Origin of the sequence: Anaerovibrio lipolyticus, assembly GCF_021531495.1 — a bacterium.
Classification (GTDB): domain Bacteria; phylum Bacillota; class Negativicutes; order Selenomonadales; family Selenomonadaceae; genus Anaerovibrio.
In genome coordinates, this window is sequence record NZ_JADYTY010000023.1 from 22,141 (window position 1) to 35,482 (window position 13,342).

Genomic DNA, 13,342 nt, shown 5'->3' on the forward strand with positions numbered 1-13,342 from the left:
ATATTGTCTACAGTAAAACTAATTTGATTAGGGGAGGAAGTATTATGAAGAAGAAAATACTTATGATTTTGACGGTGCTGGCTATGTGTCTGGCTATCAATGGGGTGGCTATGGCAGCAGAGCCTGCTGTAGTTGCTGTAGAGGGCACAGGAGCCTATACAGTAGCTCCGGATCAGGCTTCAGTGGAGTTTACTGTGGAGAATACCGCTAAGACTGTCCAGCTGGCTCAGGCAGAAAACGCTCAGAAGGCTGCACAGCTGTCTGCAGCCCTCAGCCGTCAGGGCATCTATAGCAAGGATATACAGAGCAGCTATAGACTGAGTCCTGTTTATGATCGCAAGGAGTATAGCAAAATAGTGGGCTATACTGCGGAGAATACCTTCCGGGTAGTTGTGAACGATATTAACAAGCTGGGAGAAGTATTGGATGCCGCTATGGCCAATGGGGCTACTCAGGTATCTGATGTAAGCTATGGCCTGAAGGATGAAAAGGCAGCTAGAAATGAGGCTCTCCGTCGGGCTGTGCTGGATGCCAGAAGCAAGGCTGATGTAATTGCTTCCACTTTGGGAGTAAAAATCATTGGTGTACGGCTGGTAACAGAGCAGGGAACCAATATGGGCCGCTATGAACTGGCTGGTGCTCATCTGATGAAGGCTGACGGCAATGCAGCTCCAACCAGTGTGGCTCCTGGTACCATAGATTTCCGTGGCAATGTACATATTGAATATCAGATTCAGTAAGCCTGAAGGCTGTTCTATTTCTTATTGATTTTGTAGGCAGAATAACGATATAATCACAAAAATATTTTGTGGTGATATTGGTTATTCTGCCTATGATTTTTTTAGGCTATATCAAAAAAATTATACAAATGTCCTCTCATACTATTGTCAATCCTTTTTAGCTCTGCTATAATATCCATTGTATGTAGAAAAACATCTTTATAGGGTGTACGGAGGTTGAACTTAATGATGTCAAAAACAGAAAAAAATGGCTATTTTCTGGTTAGGGAAGAAATATTGCCAGAGGCTATCAAGAAAACCATTAGGGTAAAGGAAATGCTGAAGCGCGGTGATGCCAGAACCATCAATGAGGCTGTGGAAAAAATGGAGCTGAGCCGCAGTGCATATTATAAATATAAGGACTATGTATTCCCTTTCTATGAGGCAAGTCAGAACAAGATTGTTACTCTGACCTTCCTGTTAGAGCACAAAAAGGGAGTTCTGTCCAGTGTACTGAATACCATTTCAGCAGATTCCGGCAGTGTATTGACCATTAATCAGGGTATTCCTCTGCAGGGTGTGGCCAATGCTACTGTATCCATCGAAACAGCCAATATGTCTGTGGATCTGGAGGCCCTGCTGGACAAGCTGAGAATGGTAGATGGTGTGAAACGCATGGAGGTTCTGGGACAGGCGGCGCAGTAAGCAGTCATACCGGAACGCCCTGAGAGGAGAAGGTATAATATATGTCCAAAGTGATTAAGATTGGTCTGTTAGGATCTGGTACTGTAGGTACTGGTGTAGTGAGAGTTCTCAAGGAGAATGGTGCTGATATTGCCAAGAAGGCTGGCGCAGCTGTGGTTGTCAAGAAGGTACTGGTGCGTGATGTTAACAAAAAGCGTCCTTATTTGGAGGATGTGGAGCTGACAGACAACGCTCAGGAAATTGTCAATGACCCTGAGATTGATATTGTAGTGGAGCTGATGGGTGGCTTGCATCCTGCTTTTGAATACATGATGGAGGCCATGAAGAATGGCAAGCATGTAGTTACAGCCAACAAGGATGTAGTTGCTCAGATGGGACATGAGCTGCTGGATATGGCTGAGGCCAAGGGAGTGGACTTCCGCTTTGAGGCCAGTGTAGGCGGCGGTATCCCTATTATTACTCCTTTGAAGGAATGTCTTACAGGCAATCGAATCACTGAGATTATGGGCATTGTTAATGGTACTACCAATTATATGCTTACTCAGATGACGGAAAAAGGCTCTGATTATGCTGCTGTTTTGAAGGAAGCACAGGAGAAGGGCTATGCGGAAGCAAATCCTGCTGCGGATGTAGAGGGACTGGATGCAGCTAGAAAGGCTGCTATCTTAGGCTCTATTGCCTTTAACAGCAGAGTTAGTCTGGATAAGGTATCTGTAGAGGGTATTACCCATATTGAACCAGCCGATATTAACTATGCCAAGGAATTGGGCTATGTTATTAAGCTATTGGCTGTAGCCAAGGATTACGGCGACAAGGGTGTTAATGTAAGAGTTCATCCTGTATTCCTGGCCAAAACCCATCCACTGGCCTCTGTAAATGATGTTTTCAATGCTATTTTCATTCGAGGCAATGCTATTGGTGATGCCATGTTCTATGGCCGAGGAGCAGGCTCTCTGCCTACAGCCTCTGCTGTTACCGCGGATATTGTCAGCGAAACCAGAAATCTGGTTAGCGGTACTCATTCTATGGTGGGCTGTACCTGCTACAATCATCGCAATTTCTGCCCTCTGGAGGAAACAGAATCATCATATTATGTACGGCTTCATGTAGATGATGAGCCAGGTGTATTGGGACGGATTGCCACCGCCTTTGGTGAAAGCGGTGTCAGCCTGAAGTCTGTAATTCAGACTCGCAAGGTGGAAAATCATGCCGAGATTGTAGCTGTTACTCATGTGGTTCAGCATAAGCATCTCCAGATGGCTGCAGATATTCTCAATGGCCTGAGCGTGGTGAACAGCATTAGGAGCGTTATCAGAGTTGAGCAGGACTAAGCTCAGGGGGATTCACAATGGAAGATTACAAGGAAGCCAGTCAGGCTGCAGAGGCAGATAGTCAAAAGGATAGATGGGTTAAGGTTCGGGTGCCGGGCACCTCTGCCAACTGTGGCCCAGGCTTTGACTGTTTGGGTGTAGCCTGTACTATATATAATGAACTGGAGCTAAAGCTGCTGCCAGAGAAAAAGCTGGTTATAGAGGTTAGCGGTGATGGAGCAGGCAATATTCCTACTGATGAAAGAAATATTGTGTGGCGTTCCATCCAAAAGCTGTTAGTTAAAGCTGGCAAGGATAAGGAATATCAGGGTGCTATGATTCGGATGCATAATGATGTGCCTTTGTCCAGAGGTTTGGGCAGCAGTGCTACCGCTATTGTAGGGGGCTTGAAAGCAGCTAATGAATACCTGGGCAATCCATTTTCCCGGAGAGATTTGCTGCAGATGGCTACGGATATTGAGGGCCATCCAGATAATGTGGCACCGGCTATTTTTGGTGGTTTTACTGTAAGTATTGTCCGCAATGGCAAGCCGGAATGTTTTTCCTTGATGCCAAGGCTGAATATTAAGCTGGTGGTGGCAGTGCCGGATTTCTTCCTGCCTACCAAGGCCGCTAGAGCCGTATTGCCAACAGAGGTGTCCATGCAGGATGCTGTGTTTAATATTGGCCGGGCGGCTATGCTTACTGCGGCTTTGTGCAAAGGAAATAAGAGCTTTTTGCGCAGTGTTTTTGATGATGCCCTGCATCAGCCATATAGAGCCAAGCTGATTCCTGGTATGTATGATGTATTCAAGGCTGCCAAATCTGCTGGCGCCCTGGGGGCCAGCATGAGCGGTGCCGGCCCTTGTCTGATTGCCTTTACAGTGGACAATCCAGAGGCAGTAGGGGAGGCTATGTGCCAGGCTTTTAAGGCTAACAAGGTAGAAGCCTGCTATCATGTTTTTGATATTGATAGCCAAGGGGCTGTGGCCATAAAATAAAGGGATATTTGAGAGATTGGAACTAGCATAAGGGTTTCAGTCTCTTTTTTGTTGAAAATTTTAAGGTATACAGGTACAATATCCTTTGTAAGAGAAAGCTGAAATGGTATAAAAGCTGGAGATTAGAAGGTGAAATGATGACGGAGCAGGAATTTGGCCAGGCAGTGGCAAGAGCTGGAGGCCGGGCTTATATTGTTGGAGGCTGGGTAAGGGATTATCTTATGGGGCGGAATCCTCACGATAAGGATTATGTTATTACAGGTCTTAACCAACAACAATTTCAGCAGGCTTTTCCTCATAGCTGGCTGGTGGGCAATGCCTTTCCAGTGTTTATGGCAAAAATAGATAATGAGCATCGGGAGGTGGCTTTGGCCCGGCGAGAGCAAAAAAATGGCACTGGCTATCATGGCTTTGTGGCTGAAAGCAGCTCAGATATAACCATTCAAGAGGATTTGTATCGGCGGGATCTGACTGTTAACAGTATGGCTATGGATGTATTAACGCAGGAGCTGGTAGATCCCTATCATGGGCAGGACAATATACGGGAGGGCATTTTGCAGCCCGTATCAGAGCATTTTTGTGAGGATCCGGTCAGGGCCCTTAGAGCTGCCCGGTTTAATGCTAAATTGGGCTTTGTGCCTACACCGAAGCTGTTGCAGTACATGAAAGCCTGTGAAAAGGAGTTGCTACAGGAGCCTAGCGAGCGGATTTTTGGGGAGTTGAAAAGGGCTTTGGGCTACCCCAAGCCTACTGCCTATTTTCGCCTGCTGAATGATGCTGGTATCTTAGAGGCGGTGCATCCGGAGATATATGCCTTGATTGGCCAGGCTCAGCCTGTGGAATATCATCCCGAGGGAGATGCCTTTGAGCATTCCATGCTGATTCTGGCTAAGGTGGCAGAGCGGACAACGAATATAGTGGCCAGATTTTGCGCTCTTTGTCATGACCTGGGCAAAGGCGAAACACCGGCGGAGATGCTGCCTCACCATTATGGTCATGAAGTGAAGGGACTGAAGGTATTGTCCCATTGGAATAGCCGTATGACCTTGCCTAACCGTTGGCTGAAGGCGGCGAAATATGTTATTACCCAGCATATGCGGGCACCTCGTCTAAGCAAGCCAGGGAAAATCAGCCAGCTTCTTATGTCTATGGATGCCATTAGTCAGGAATTGCCTGTGGAGGATTTTAAGATTATTATAGAAGCAGACCACCATAGCCTGCCTAATTATCTTCTTTATGCTCAGGAAGGAATTGACAGACTTAAAGCCATTACAGGCAGGGAGGCTCCAGAGGGCATCAAGGGGCCGGCTGTGGGCCAATGGCTGGAACAGGAAAGAACCAAGCTTTGTAGAATCTGGCTAGGGGAAATAAATAATAGGTCTTTAAAGTAAAATTTTGCCTAGAAAAAATAAAATTTGTTCAAAAGCAGGATTTAGGAAATTTTTGTCGAAAACATGTTATGTAAGTAAAATGTAAATCTGTATTGAAATAGCAGATTTAGAAAATTTGCTAAGGGGTGAATAAAAATGGCTGTTTTTCCATATAAAGGCCAGATGCCTGATGTGGCTGAGGATGTGTTTATTGCGCCAACTGCTTCCGTAGTGGGAGATGTTAGGATTGGGGCTGGTACCAATATTTGGTTTGGTTCCGTGGTGCGAGGTGATGTAAATAGCGTGGTTATTGGCAAGCATACCAATGTACAGGATAATGCTACAATTCATACCATGAGTGATGCACCAACCATTATTGGGGATCATGTAACAATTGGTCATAATGCGGTGGTTCATTGCAGCAAGGTAGGCAGTAATTGTCTGATTGGCATGGGCAGTGTTTTGATAGGTTATTCTGAAATTGGTGATAACTGTGTTATTGGTGCTGATACCTTTATTGCTCAGCACAAAAAAATCCCTTCCGGCTGTCTGGTTTATGGCAATCCTGCCAAAATTATCAGGGAGCTGCGGGAGGACGAGCTGGAGGCCTTGAAAGCTTCCACAGAGAACTATTATCGCTTAGGGCAGATTTATGCCAAGGAGCTGGAGGAATACGTTGCCAAGGAAAAGGCTGACAAATAAATTCGTTGTATGATTTTTTGCTGAAAAAGCAGGAATTTTATTTTCTATGTAGAATTATACAAATACAAGACAGAGGCAGAGGTATAGAATTTCTTCTGCAAGGTCAAAAAGAGAGGTTAATGAAATGGAAAAAACTTTGGTGCTGATTAAGCCCGACGCTGTAAGAGCAAAGCATATTGGTGATATTATCAAAATCTATGAGGAAAAGGGCTTGGAGATTTTGGCTATGAAAATGCTGAAAATGGATGAAAAGCTGGCCTCCAAGCATTATGAGGAGCATATCGGCCGTGATTATTATGATGATCTGATGGGCTTCATGACCTCTGGGCCAATTGTTGCTATGGTGCTGCAGGGTGAAGGAGCTATTGCCAATGTTAGAGCTATTAATGGCAAAACCAATCCAGACCAGGCTGCTGAGGGTACTATCCGCAAGCTTTATGCAGCCAGCGGCAGTCGTAATGCCGTGCATGCTTCTGATTCGCCAGAGAATGCTAAGCGGGAGATTTCTATTTTCTTCAATGCCGCAGAGATTTTTGACTGAGGCTCTGTATCAGGTAAAGTAAAAGGAAGCCCATAATGGCCTTGTACAAAGGGCAGGCTGTTAATGGGGGTTAAACAAAGGGGGAAGTGTAATGAGCTTATATACTGCTAGAGGCGACAAGGGTATGACTGATCTGTACACAGGTCAGCGTATTGCCAAGAATTCATGGCGTGTAAAGGCCTATGGTGCCTTGGATGAATTTGGTTCTGCTTTGGGCATGGCCAGAGCTTTCTGTCAGAATGAGGAGGTTAAGGAATGCATCCTTAAGGTGCAGAAACTTAATGGTTTGCTGATGACAGATTTTGCCAGCATCAACAATTATGAGCCACAGATTACCCATGACCATGTAGTTTATCTGGAGAAGATGATTGATAAAATCGAGGACAAGCTTCATCCCACCCACGAATTCCTGATTCCAGGAGAATCTAAGGGAGGAGCCTGCTTGGATCTGGCTAGAACCGTAGCCCGCCGTGCTGAGCGTGTCATGTGGGATTTGGCCAAGAATGAAGTTGTGCCAGACGAAGATCGTATCTTCCTGAATCGTCTGTCAGATTTTTGCTTTATGTTGATGCGCTTGGAGGAGAATCGCTAAGGTAAAAATACCTTTACAACAGGCAGGAAATGTAGTAACATATGAAATGTTCGGGACGTAGCGCAGTTTGGTAGCGCGCTTCCTTGGGGTGGAAGAGGTCGTGGGTTCAAATCCCGTCGTTCCGACCATTTGGGAACCCCAAAGCCATTCAGCTAATTCTGGATGGCTTTTTTGTTTATAGGAAAATCCCTGTTTTTTACTTATTTTGACAAATGTGTGCCAGGGTTGGAATATTGTGCTATAATAGTGAATAAATCTGTTTGGGAGATGATATTTTGATAAATAAGAAACCCCGATTGCCGGCTATAGAATATATTCGAGGTATTTCCATGCTAGGTGTGGTAGGTATTCATACCGGTTCTCAGTATCTTGCCAATGTGGCAGCCAATATGCATCTTGTGGCTTTATTTGAGGTGGCTACCAGATTCAGTGTGCCAATTTTCTTTTTTATTTCTGCCTTTGGTATGTTTTACAATCTGGATATGAGCAAGCCCTTTGACTATAAAAGCTTTCTCCAGCGAAGAATGAAAACTGTGCTGGTTCCTTATGTTATCTGGTCTTTGTTTTATCTGATACATTATGCGGTTTTATGGGGAGATACCAGTGTACTAAGTCCCTTTTATATAGCCTTTAGTATGTTTTTTGGCACGGCAGGCTATCAGTTGTATTTTATGGTAATTCTGCTGTGGTTTTATCTCATGATGCCTATATGGGTGTGGCTGATACGCCGTATGAGCTGGCTGGCTCTAGGAGGATTGCTGGTATTTCAGATAGCCTTTGACTATTGGTCCTGCTTTATGCTGAATTCTGCCGGGGTGGAAAATTTCTTTCTACGCTCTTTCATAGATTACCGCTTGAATTACTGGGTAATGCATTATATCTTTATTTTTGTCCTGGGAGGTTATTTGGCAGTGAATATTAACTGGTTTATGAGCTTCCTGACAGAATGTCGTGGCAGGATTATAGGCTTCTTCTGGCTGACCTTTGCCGGTTTGCTAGGTTATTATTACTGGCTGATTTTTACCAAGGGATATACTCCTTTGGAGGGCATTAATACCGCCCAGCAGCTGTGTCCAGCAGGTATTTTTTATACCTTGGGAGCTAGTCTGTTTTTCTTTGCCATCTTTACTATCTGGCGCTTGCCAGAGGGACTGCGGCCTATCTTGTCAGCCTTGGGCAAACATTCCTATTTTGTCTATCTGGCCCATCCTGTGGCTATTACATATCTAGGTTTGGCCTTGGCCGGCACAGGCAGAATTATGACGGCACCCATTGCCCTGATATTCTATGTGGCAGTGGTGGCTCTAACCATGGCGGCAGCTGTTGCCATGCGACAGCTGGGGGAGAGATGGCCCATGGTAAATCAGCTGACCATTGGTATTAGCAAAAGGAAATAATTGTATTATATTTAAAGAATAGGGGAGAGACAATGCATCAGGAATTTTTGATGGGCAATCAGGCTATTGCTTTGGGAGCCTTGGCGGCAGGGGTAAGGCTGGTAGCTGGCTATCCAGGTACACCTTCTACAGAGGTTTTAGAAACAGTAGCCAAAAACAGACAGGAAAATACCTATGTGGAATGGTCTGTAAATGAAAAATCCGCTATGGAGGTAGGTGCCGGAGCAGCCTATACGGGGGCCAGAACTATGGTTACCATGAAGCAGGTAGGTTTGAATGTGGCAGCAGATCCTCTCATGAGCTTGGAATATATTGGTGTCAAGGGTGGCATGGTTATTCTGGTGGCAGATGATCCAGGGCCAATTTCCTCTCAGACGGAGCAGGATACCAGACATTTTGCCAGATTCTCCAAGCTGCCCTGCTTTGATCCATCTACAGTGCAGGAAGCCTATGATATGGTACAGGAGGCCTTTGAATATTCAGAGAAATACGGGACACCAGTATTCTTCCGCAGTACCACCAGAGTTTCTCATGGCTATGCCTCCATTCAGGTTAAGGAGGTAGAGGAATATAAAAATGTAGAGCCAGAGGGATTTGTGAAGGATACCAAGAGATGGGTAATCTTCCCTAAGCTAAGCTATCAGGCTCATATCAATATTGAAGCCAGAAATGAGGAGCTGGCCAAGGTTTTCTCCCAGTATAAAAGAAACCTGCTGCTTCCTGCTGGGGATGACTGCAAGGAGCTAAAGAAAGGTATTGCCACTGGTGGCTTTAATTATACCTATGTAACAGAGGCTATGGCTAATCTGGGACAGTTGCGGGAATTGAAGGTATCTACCCCTCATCCATTCCCAGAGCAGTTGGCTGTGGAGTTTCTGACAGGCTTGGAGGAGGTTCTCTGTATAGAGGAGCTGGATCCGGTTATTGAGCGGGAACTGATATATATTGCTGGCAAATACCATTTGCCAGTAAAGATTTTGGGCAAGCTGTCCCATCATGTGAAAAATTCTGGTGAAAATACCCGAGACAGCGTTTTGGCTGATATTGCTGCTTTTATGGGCCGTCAACTGCCAGAGCAGGGAGAAAACGGCCAGGCTGTTCCTGCACCGGAGCTGCCTGTACGTCCGCCGGTGCTTTGTGCAGGCTGTCCACATCGTGCCTCTTTCTATGCTGTAAAGAAGGCTATGCAGGGCCGTAAGACTATTTTCTGTGGCGATATTGGCTGCTATACTATGGGCAATGCTATGCCTTTGGATATGGTAGATACCTGTCTGTGTATGGGAGCTGGCTTAGGTATTGCTCAGGGTGTAGGCCATATTGAGCCAGACACCAGTTGTTTTGCCTTTGTGGGGGATTCTACCTTCTTTGCAGCTGCTATTCCTGGGGTGGTTAATGCAGTATATAATCAGGCGGAAATGACACTGGTTGTTTTGGATAATTCCACTACTGCCATGACAGGCCATCAGCCTCATCCTGGCACTGGTCACACCATGATGGGAGAGGTGGTAGCCAAGGTTAATATTGAGGCAGTGTTACAGGGGATTGGTGTTACTGCTGTAGAAACTGTTAATCCTCTTGATTTGGATAAATCCATTGAGGTGGTTCGGAAAATGGCCGGTATGCCTGGAGTGAAGGCTATTATCTTTAAATATCCATGTATAGCCATTACCAAGCCAGAGGGTAAAATGGCTGTTGATATAGACAAATGTGTAGGCTGTCGCAAATGCATTAGAGAAATAGGCTGTCCTGGCTTGATTATCAGGGATGGTCAGGTAGCAATTGACGAAAGCCTTTGCACTGGCTGTGGTCTGTGCAGTCAGATTTGTCCCTTTGAGGCCATAGGAGGATGCTGATATGAGTAAGAATATTGTATTGTGTGGCGTAGGAGGCCAGGGCACTATTTTGGCCTCCAAGCTGATTTCTGCTGCTGCTATGGCTCAGGGGCTGCCGGTGAAAAGTGCCGAAACCATAGGTATGGCTCAGCGAGGAGGCTCTGTATTCAGTCATATCCGCATAGGAGAGGATGCGGTATGTCCTATGATTGCCAAGGGTACAGCAGATATTATTCTGGGCTTTGAGCCGGGAGAAACTGTGCGTATGCTGCCTTATTTGCGGCAGGGAGGCCTGGTGGTGGTAAGCAAGCGGGCTGTAATGCCTGTTACAGCTGCCTTGTCTGGCTCCAACTATAACGGGGAGAAAATGGTGACCTATCTTCGCTCTGTAGTAGAAAGAATTATGGTGGTGGATACAGATAAGGCTTGCCATGAGCTGGGTTCTGCCAAGATTGTCAATCTGCTGCTGCTGGGAGCTGCTGCGGCCAGTGGGGAGCTGGGCTTGTCTGTGGAGGATATTCGACAGGCAGTTATTGACAGAGTGCCACCCAAATTTCATCAGCTTAACTTTAGCGCTTTGGATTATGCAGCTAATTTAAAATAATCCTGGGCTAAGTATATATCAATTAAGGAAAGGTAAATACGAGATGGAGATTTCACAGGAACAAATCAATTTAGTAAACAATCGTATTCACGCCTTGGTTAAGGCAGAGAGCTTCTATGGCAAAAAGCTGGAGGAGGCAGGTATTGAAAGCATTGCTACCGCAGAGGATTTTCGCAAGCTGCCTTTCTCTGAAAAGAGCGATTTGCGGGATGCTTATCCTTTGGGCTTAATGACAGTACCAGAGGAAGAGGTAGTAAGAATACATTCCTCCTCTGGTACTACAGGCTTGCCGGTTATTATTCCTTATACCCAGAAGGATGTAGATGACTGGGCCACTATGTTTGCCCGCTGCTATGCTATGGCAGGAGTTACCAACAAGGATAGAGTTCAGATTACAGCTGGCTATGGCCTGTGGACTGCCGGTATCGGCTTTCAGGCTGGTGCTGAGAAGCTGGGGGCTATGACTGTGCCTATGGGGCCGGGTAATACGGAAAAGCAGCTGCAGATGATGCAGGATATGAAGAGCAGTGTTCTCTGTGCTACATCTTCTTACGCTTTGCTGTTGGCAGAGGAAATCCAGAAGCGGGGTGTAGCAGATAAGCTGTATCTCCGCAAGGGTATCATTGGTTCTGAGCGCTGGGGGCAGAAGATGCGGGATCGCATTTCCAAGGAGCTGGGCATTGAGCTGTATGATATTTATGGTTTGACGGAAATCTATGGCCCAGGCATTGGCATCAGCTGTAAATATGATAAGGGTATCCATTACTGGGATGATTATGTGTACATTGAGATTATAGATCCTGAAACCCTGCAGCCACTGCCTGATGGAGAATGGGGCGAAATTGTTATTACCACTCTGGTGAAGGAGGGGGCCCCGCTGATTCGCTATAGAACCCATGATATTTCCCGCATTATTCCTGGAGAATGTCCATGTGGCAGCAAATATCCTCGGCTGGACGTAATTGGCGGACGCACTGATGATATGATTAAGATTAAGGGTGTAAATGTCTTCCCTAAACAGATTGAAGAAATTCTGCAGGAATTCCCAGAGCTGTCCAGCGAGTATCAGATTCGTATTTCCCATTTGGATGGCAAGGACACCATGCGTATCTATGTGGAAACCAATGGTACAGTGGACTTTTTGGATATGGCCCGCAGAGTTGCTGCCAAGGTCAAGAGCCGCATAGGCTTTACTCCGTTGGTGAAGGTAGTAGAAATTGGCTTGCTGCCTAGAAGCATGAAAAAGACCAAGCGGGTAATTGATGAGCGTTACGAATAAAAAATAAAAAATCTAAAATTTTTGTTGACAGTATCATTTCTATGTGTTAATATATGATTGTTGTTTGACACAAGAGGTCAACAAAAGCAACAGTTGCCGAAGTGGCGGAATTGGCAGACGCACTTGACTCAAAATCAAGCGTAGTTACCCTACGTGCCGGTTCGAGTCCGGCCTTCGGCACCATTGAAAATACTGGCCTTGCAGAGGTTTCTGCAAGGTCTTTTTTTGCGTAATTTCTGCCTGAAAAAGTGCCGTGAGCACATGGTGAGCACATGGAGGGTTATTCTTTTTTAGGATGTATGTTGCCTATAGCCTCATTGATTTTCTCTCCTGCATCAGTGATGCTTTCTTCCATCAGGTGGGCATATATATTGGCAGTAATATTGATACTTGAATGTCCAAGTAGCTTTGAGGTAACAGCCAGAGGCACATTAGAGGCTAGATAGATAGAACAGCAGCTATGGCGCAGATCGTGGAAGCGTATGTGACGAACCCCTTTTCTTCTCAGCATATCGCTGAACGCTCTGCTAAAAGTTTTAGGGTTTTTACATCGTCCATCATCGGAACATACCAGCCAGCCTTCATCATTATATGAGTTGCCAAGTATGTCACGTTTTTTATGGTTTTCGTCAATGTTGTGTTTATACTTTTTAAATGATACTGTCAGAAAAGGAGAGCGGAAGAAATATACCAGTATTTTTGATTTAATCCTGGCATGTGCGATACAGACAACTTCGCTGAGTATGAATCCTTATATAACAGAAAAGTATTTTGATTTGAGTGATTTAGTTAAACATTTTCATCTTGATCTTTTGGATGTGGAAAAACTGGATAAAATAGTTAGAGAATTGTTCTTTTATATAGTGGAGCGTGTTACAAATATAAATTTTGTAAATTGCCTGGCAAATGTAGATGGTGCTTTTAGACAAAGCATGTATAATCTGATATTGCCATTGTTTCAATATCCATTACTCAAAGGACGATTATCTATATTCAAGTTGTTGTCTTGTGATGATGTTATTTCATCCAAATGTACGGATTCTTATTTTCGGAACGAAATAGCTGATATTACTAAATCTAAAAATCGTTCCGAATACTTGTACAATGAAAGCTTGGTAGATGTGTTGTGGCAGCATAATTTAGTATATTTTCCGTTGCTGGTGTATGTTTATAGCTTTATTCTTGATATTTTGGCGGGTGTGTCAAGAACTTTGTGTAAAAAGTTTAGTAGATTACATCATAGTGCTTCATGAGTTTCGCCATACGTTCATCTGCCAGGAGTTGGTTTCG

Annotated in this window: 14 protein-coding genes and 2 tRNA genes; 15 read left to right on the forward strand and 1 reads right to left on the reverse strand. The window is 45.0% G+C overall.

Annotation, left to right across the window (positions count from 1 at the left end; all coding sequences use genetic code 11):
• The first annotated feature begins 44 nt into the window (after positions 1 to 44).
• The 14 genes from I6E26_RS08310 to I6E26_RS08375 all read left to right on the forward strand — a co-directional run bounded on the left by I6E26_RS08310 (position 45) and on the right by I6E26_RS08375 (position 12,235).
• Positions 45 to 740, forward strand: a complete 696-nt coding sequence (locus tag I6E26_RS08310; RefSeq protein WP_235321386.1) for an SIMPL domain-containing protein — start codon at positions 45 to 47, stop codon at positions 738 to 740.
• Positions 741 to 968: 228 nt separating this feature from the next.
• Complete coding sequence (locus I6E26_RS08315; RefSeq protein WP_235321399.1) at positions 969 to 1,424, forward strand: ACT domain-containing protein; 456 nt, start codon at positions 969 to 971, stop codon at positions 1,422 to 1,424.
• 41 nt (positions 1,425 to 1,465) lie between these two features.
• Positions 1,466 to 2,755 (forward strand): homoserine dehydrogenase, encoded by a 1,290-nt coding sequence (locus I6E26_RS08320; protein WP_235321387.1) that lies wholly within the window; start codon positions 1,466 to 1,468, stop codon positions 2,753 to 2,755.
• A gap of 17 nt (positions 2,756 to 2,772) precedes the next feature.
• Positions 2,773 to 3,735, forward strand: coding sequence for a homoserine kinase (thrB, locus tag I6E26_RS08325; RefSeq protein WP_235321388.1), 963 nt, complete (start codon positions 2,773 to 2,775; stop codon positions 3,733 to 3,735).
• Positions 3,736 to 3,869: 134 nt separating this feature from the next.
• Entirely contained in the window at positions 3,870 to 5,126 is a 1,257-nt protein-coding gene (locus I6E26_RS08330; RefSeq protein ID WP_235321389.1) for an HD domain-containing protein, read from the forward strand.
• 135 nt (positions 5,127 to 5,261) lie between these two features.
• Complete coding sequence (locus tag I6E26_RS08335; protein ID WP_268824860.1) at positions 5,262 to 5,807, forward strand: gamma carbonic anhydrase family protein; 546 nt, start codon at positions 5,262 to 5,264, stop codon at positions 5,805 to 5,807.
• 124 nt (positions 5,808 to 5,931) lie between these two features.
• Positions 5,932 to 6,348, forward strand: a complete 417-nt coding sequence (ndk, locus tag I6E26_RS08340; RefSeq protein WP_235321390.1) for a nucleoside-diphosphate kinase — start codon at positions 5,932 to 5,934, stop codon at positions 6,346 to 6,348.
• Between the two features lie 91 nt (positions 6,349 to 6,439).
• Positions 6,440 to 6,940 carry a cob(I)yrinic acid a,c-diamide adenosyltransferase gene (locus I6E26_RS08345; RefSeq protein WP_235321391.1) on the forward strand — a complete coding sequence of 167 codons (501 nt, stop codon included), beginning with the start codon at positions 6,440 to 6,442 and terminating at the stop codon, positions 6,938 to 6,940.
• Between the two features lie 51 nt (positions 6,941 to 6,991).
• Positions 6,992 to 7,068 (forward strand) — tRNA-Pro (locus I6E26_RS08350).
• A gap of 144 nt (positions 7,069 to 7,212) precedes the next feature.
• On the forward strand, positions 7,213 to 8,337 hold the full coding sequence (locus I6E26_RS08355; protein ID WP_235321401.1) for an acyltransferase: 1,125 nt from the start codon (positions 7,213 to 7,215) through the stop codon (positions 8,335 to 8,337).
• Positions 8,338 to 8,369: 32 nt separating this feature from the next.
• Positions 8,370 to 10,190, forward strand: a complete 1,821-nt coding sequence (gene iorA, locus I6E26_RS08360; protein WP_235321392.1) for an indolepyruvate ferredoxin oxidoreductase subunit alpha — start codon at positions 8,370 to 8,372, stop codon at positions 10,188 to 10,190.
• Position 10,191: 1 nt separating this feature from the next.
• Complete coding sequence (locus I6E26_RS08365) at positions 10,192 to 10,773, forward strand: indolepyruvate oxidoreductase subunit beta (RefSeq protein WP_235321393.1); 582 nt, start codon at positions 10,192 to 10,194, stop codon at positions 10,771 to 10,773.
• A gap of 43 nt (positions 10,774 to 10,816) precedes the next feature.
• Complete coding sequence (locus I6E26_RS08370) at positions 10,817 to 12,052, forward strand: phenylacetate--CoA ligase family protein (protein WP_235321394.1); 1,236 nt, start codon at positions 10,817 to 10,819, stop codon at positions 12,050 to 12,052.
• A gap of 95 nt (positions 12,053 to 12,147) precedes the next feature.
• Positions 12,148 to 12,235: transfer RNA gene (locus I6E26_RS08375), tRNA-Leu, on the forward strand.
• A gap of 97 nt (positions 12,236 to 12,332) precedes the next feature.
• On the opposite strand, the gene I6E26_RS08380 is transcribed toward I6E26_RS08375, so the two are convergent.
• A complete protein-coding gene (locus tag I6E26_RS08380; protein WP_328228054.1) occupies positions 12,333 to 12,776 on the reverse strand; it encodes a tyrosine-type recombinase/integrase in 444 nt (147 codons plus the stop codon).
• Between I6E26_RS08380 and I6E26_RS08385 the strand changes: the two genes are divergently transcribed.
• Positions 12,658 to 13,305 carry a hypothetical protein gene (locus I6E26_RS08385; RefSeq protein WP_235321395.1) on the forward strand — a complete coding sequence of 216 codons (648 nt, stop codon included), beginning with the start codon at positions 12,658 to 12,660 and terminating at the stop codon, positions 13,303 to 13,305. The genes I6E26_RS08380 and I6E26_RS08385 overlap by 119 nt on opposite strands.
• The last annotated feature ends 37 nt before the right edge of the window (positions 13,306 to 13,342 follow it).

Excerpts from the sequence above, each read along its gene's own strand:
- I6E26_RS08320 (WP_235321387.1), top strand. The coding sequence starts at position 1,466 with ATGTCCAAAGTGATTAAGATTGGTCTGTTAGGATCTGGTACTGTAGGT.
- iorA (WP_235321392.1), top strand. The coding sequence starts at position 8,370 with ATGCATCAGGAATTTTTGATGGGCAATCAGGCTATTGCTTTGGGAGCC.
- I6E26_RS08385 (WP_235321395.1), top strand. The coding sequence starts at position 12,658 with ATGTCACGTTTTTTATGGTTTTCGTCAATGTTGTGTTTATACTTTTTA.
- I6E26_RS08310 (WP_235321386.1), top strand. The coding sequence starts at position 45 with ATGAAGAAGAAAATACTTATGATTTTGACGGTGCTGGCTATGTGTCTG.
- I6E26_RS08330 (WP_235321389.1), top strand. The coding sequence starts at position 3,870 with ATGATGACGGAGCAGGAATTTGGCCAGGCAGTGGCAAGAGCTGGAGGC.
- I6E26_RS08315 (WP_235321399.1), top strand. The coding sequence starts at position 969 with ATGTCAAAAACAGAAAAAAATGGCTATTTTCTGGTTAGGGAAGAAATA.
- thrB (WP_235321388.1), top strand. The coding sequence starts at position 2,773 with ATGGAAGATTACAAGGAAGCCAGTCAGGCTGCAGAGGCAGATAGTCAA.
- I6E26_RS08370 (WP_235321394.1), top strand. The coding sequence starts at position 10,817 with ATGGAGATTTCACAGGAACAAATCAATTTAGTAAACAATCGTATTCAC.
- ndk (WP_235321390.1), top strand. The coding sequence starts at position 5,932 with ATGGAAAAAACTTTGGTGCTGATTAAGCCCGACGCTGTAAGAGCAAAG.
- I6E26_RS08345 (WP_235321391.1), top strand. The coding sequence starts at position 6,440 with ATGAGCTTATATACTGCTAGAGGCGACAAGGGTATGACTGATCTGTAC.
- I6E26_RS08365 (WP_235321393.1), top strand. The coding sequence starts at position 10,192 with ATGAGTAAGAATATTGTATTGTGTGGCGTAGGAGGCCAGGGCACTATT.
- I6E26_RS08335 (WP_268824860.1), top strand. The coding sequence starts at position 5,262 with ATGGCTGTTTTTCCATATAAAGGCCAGATGCCTGATGTGGCTGAGGAT.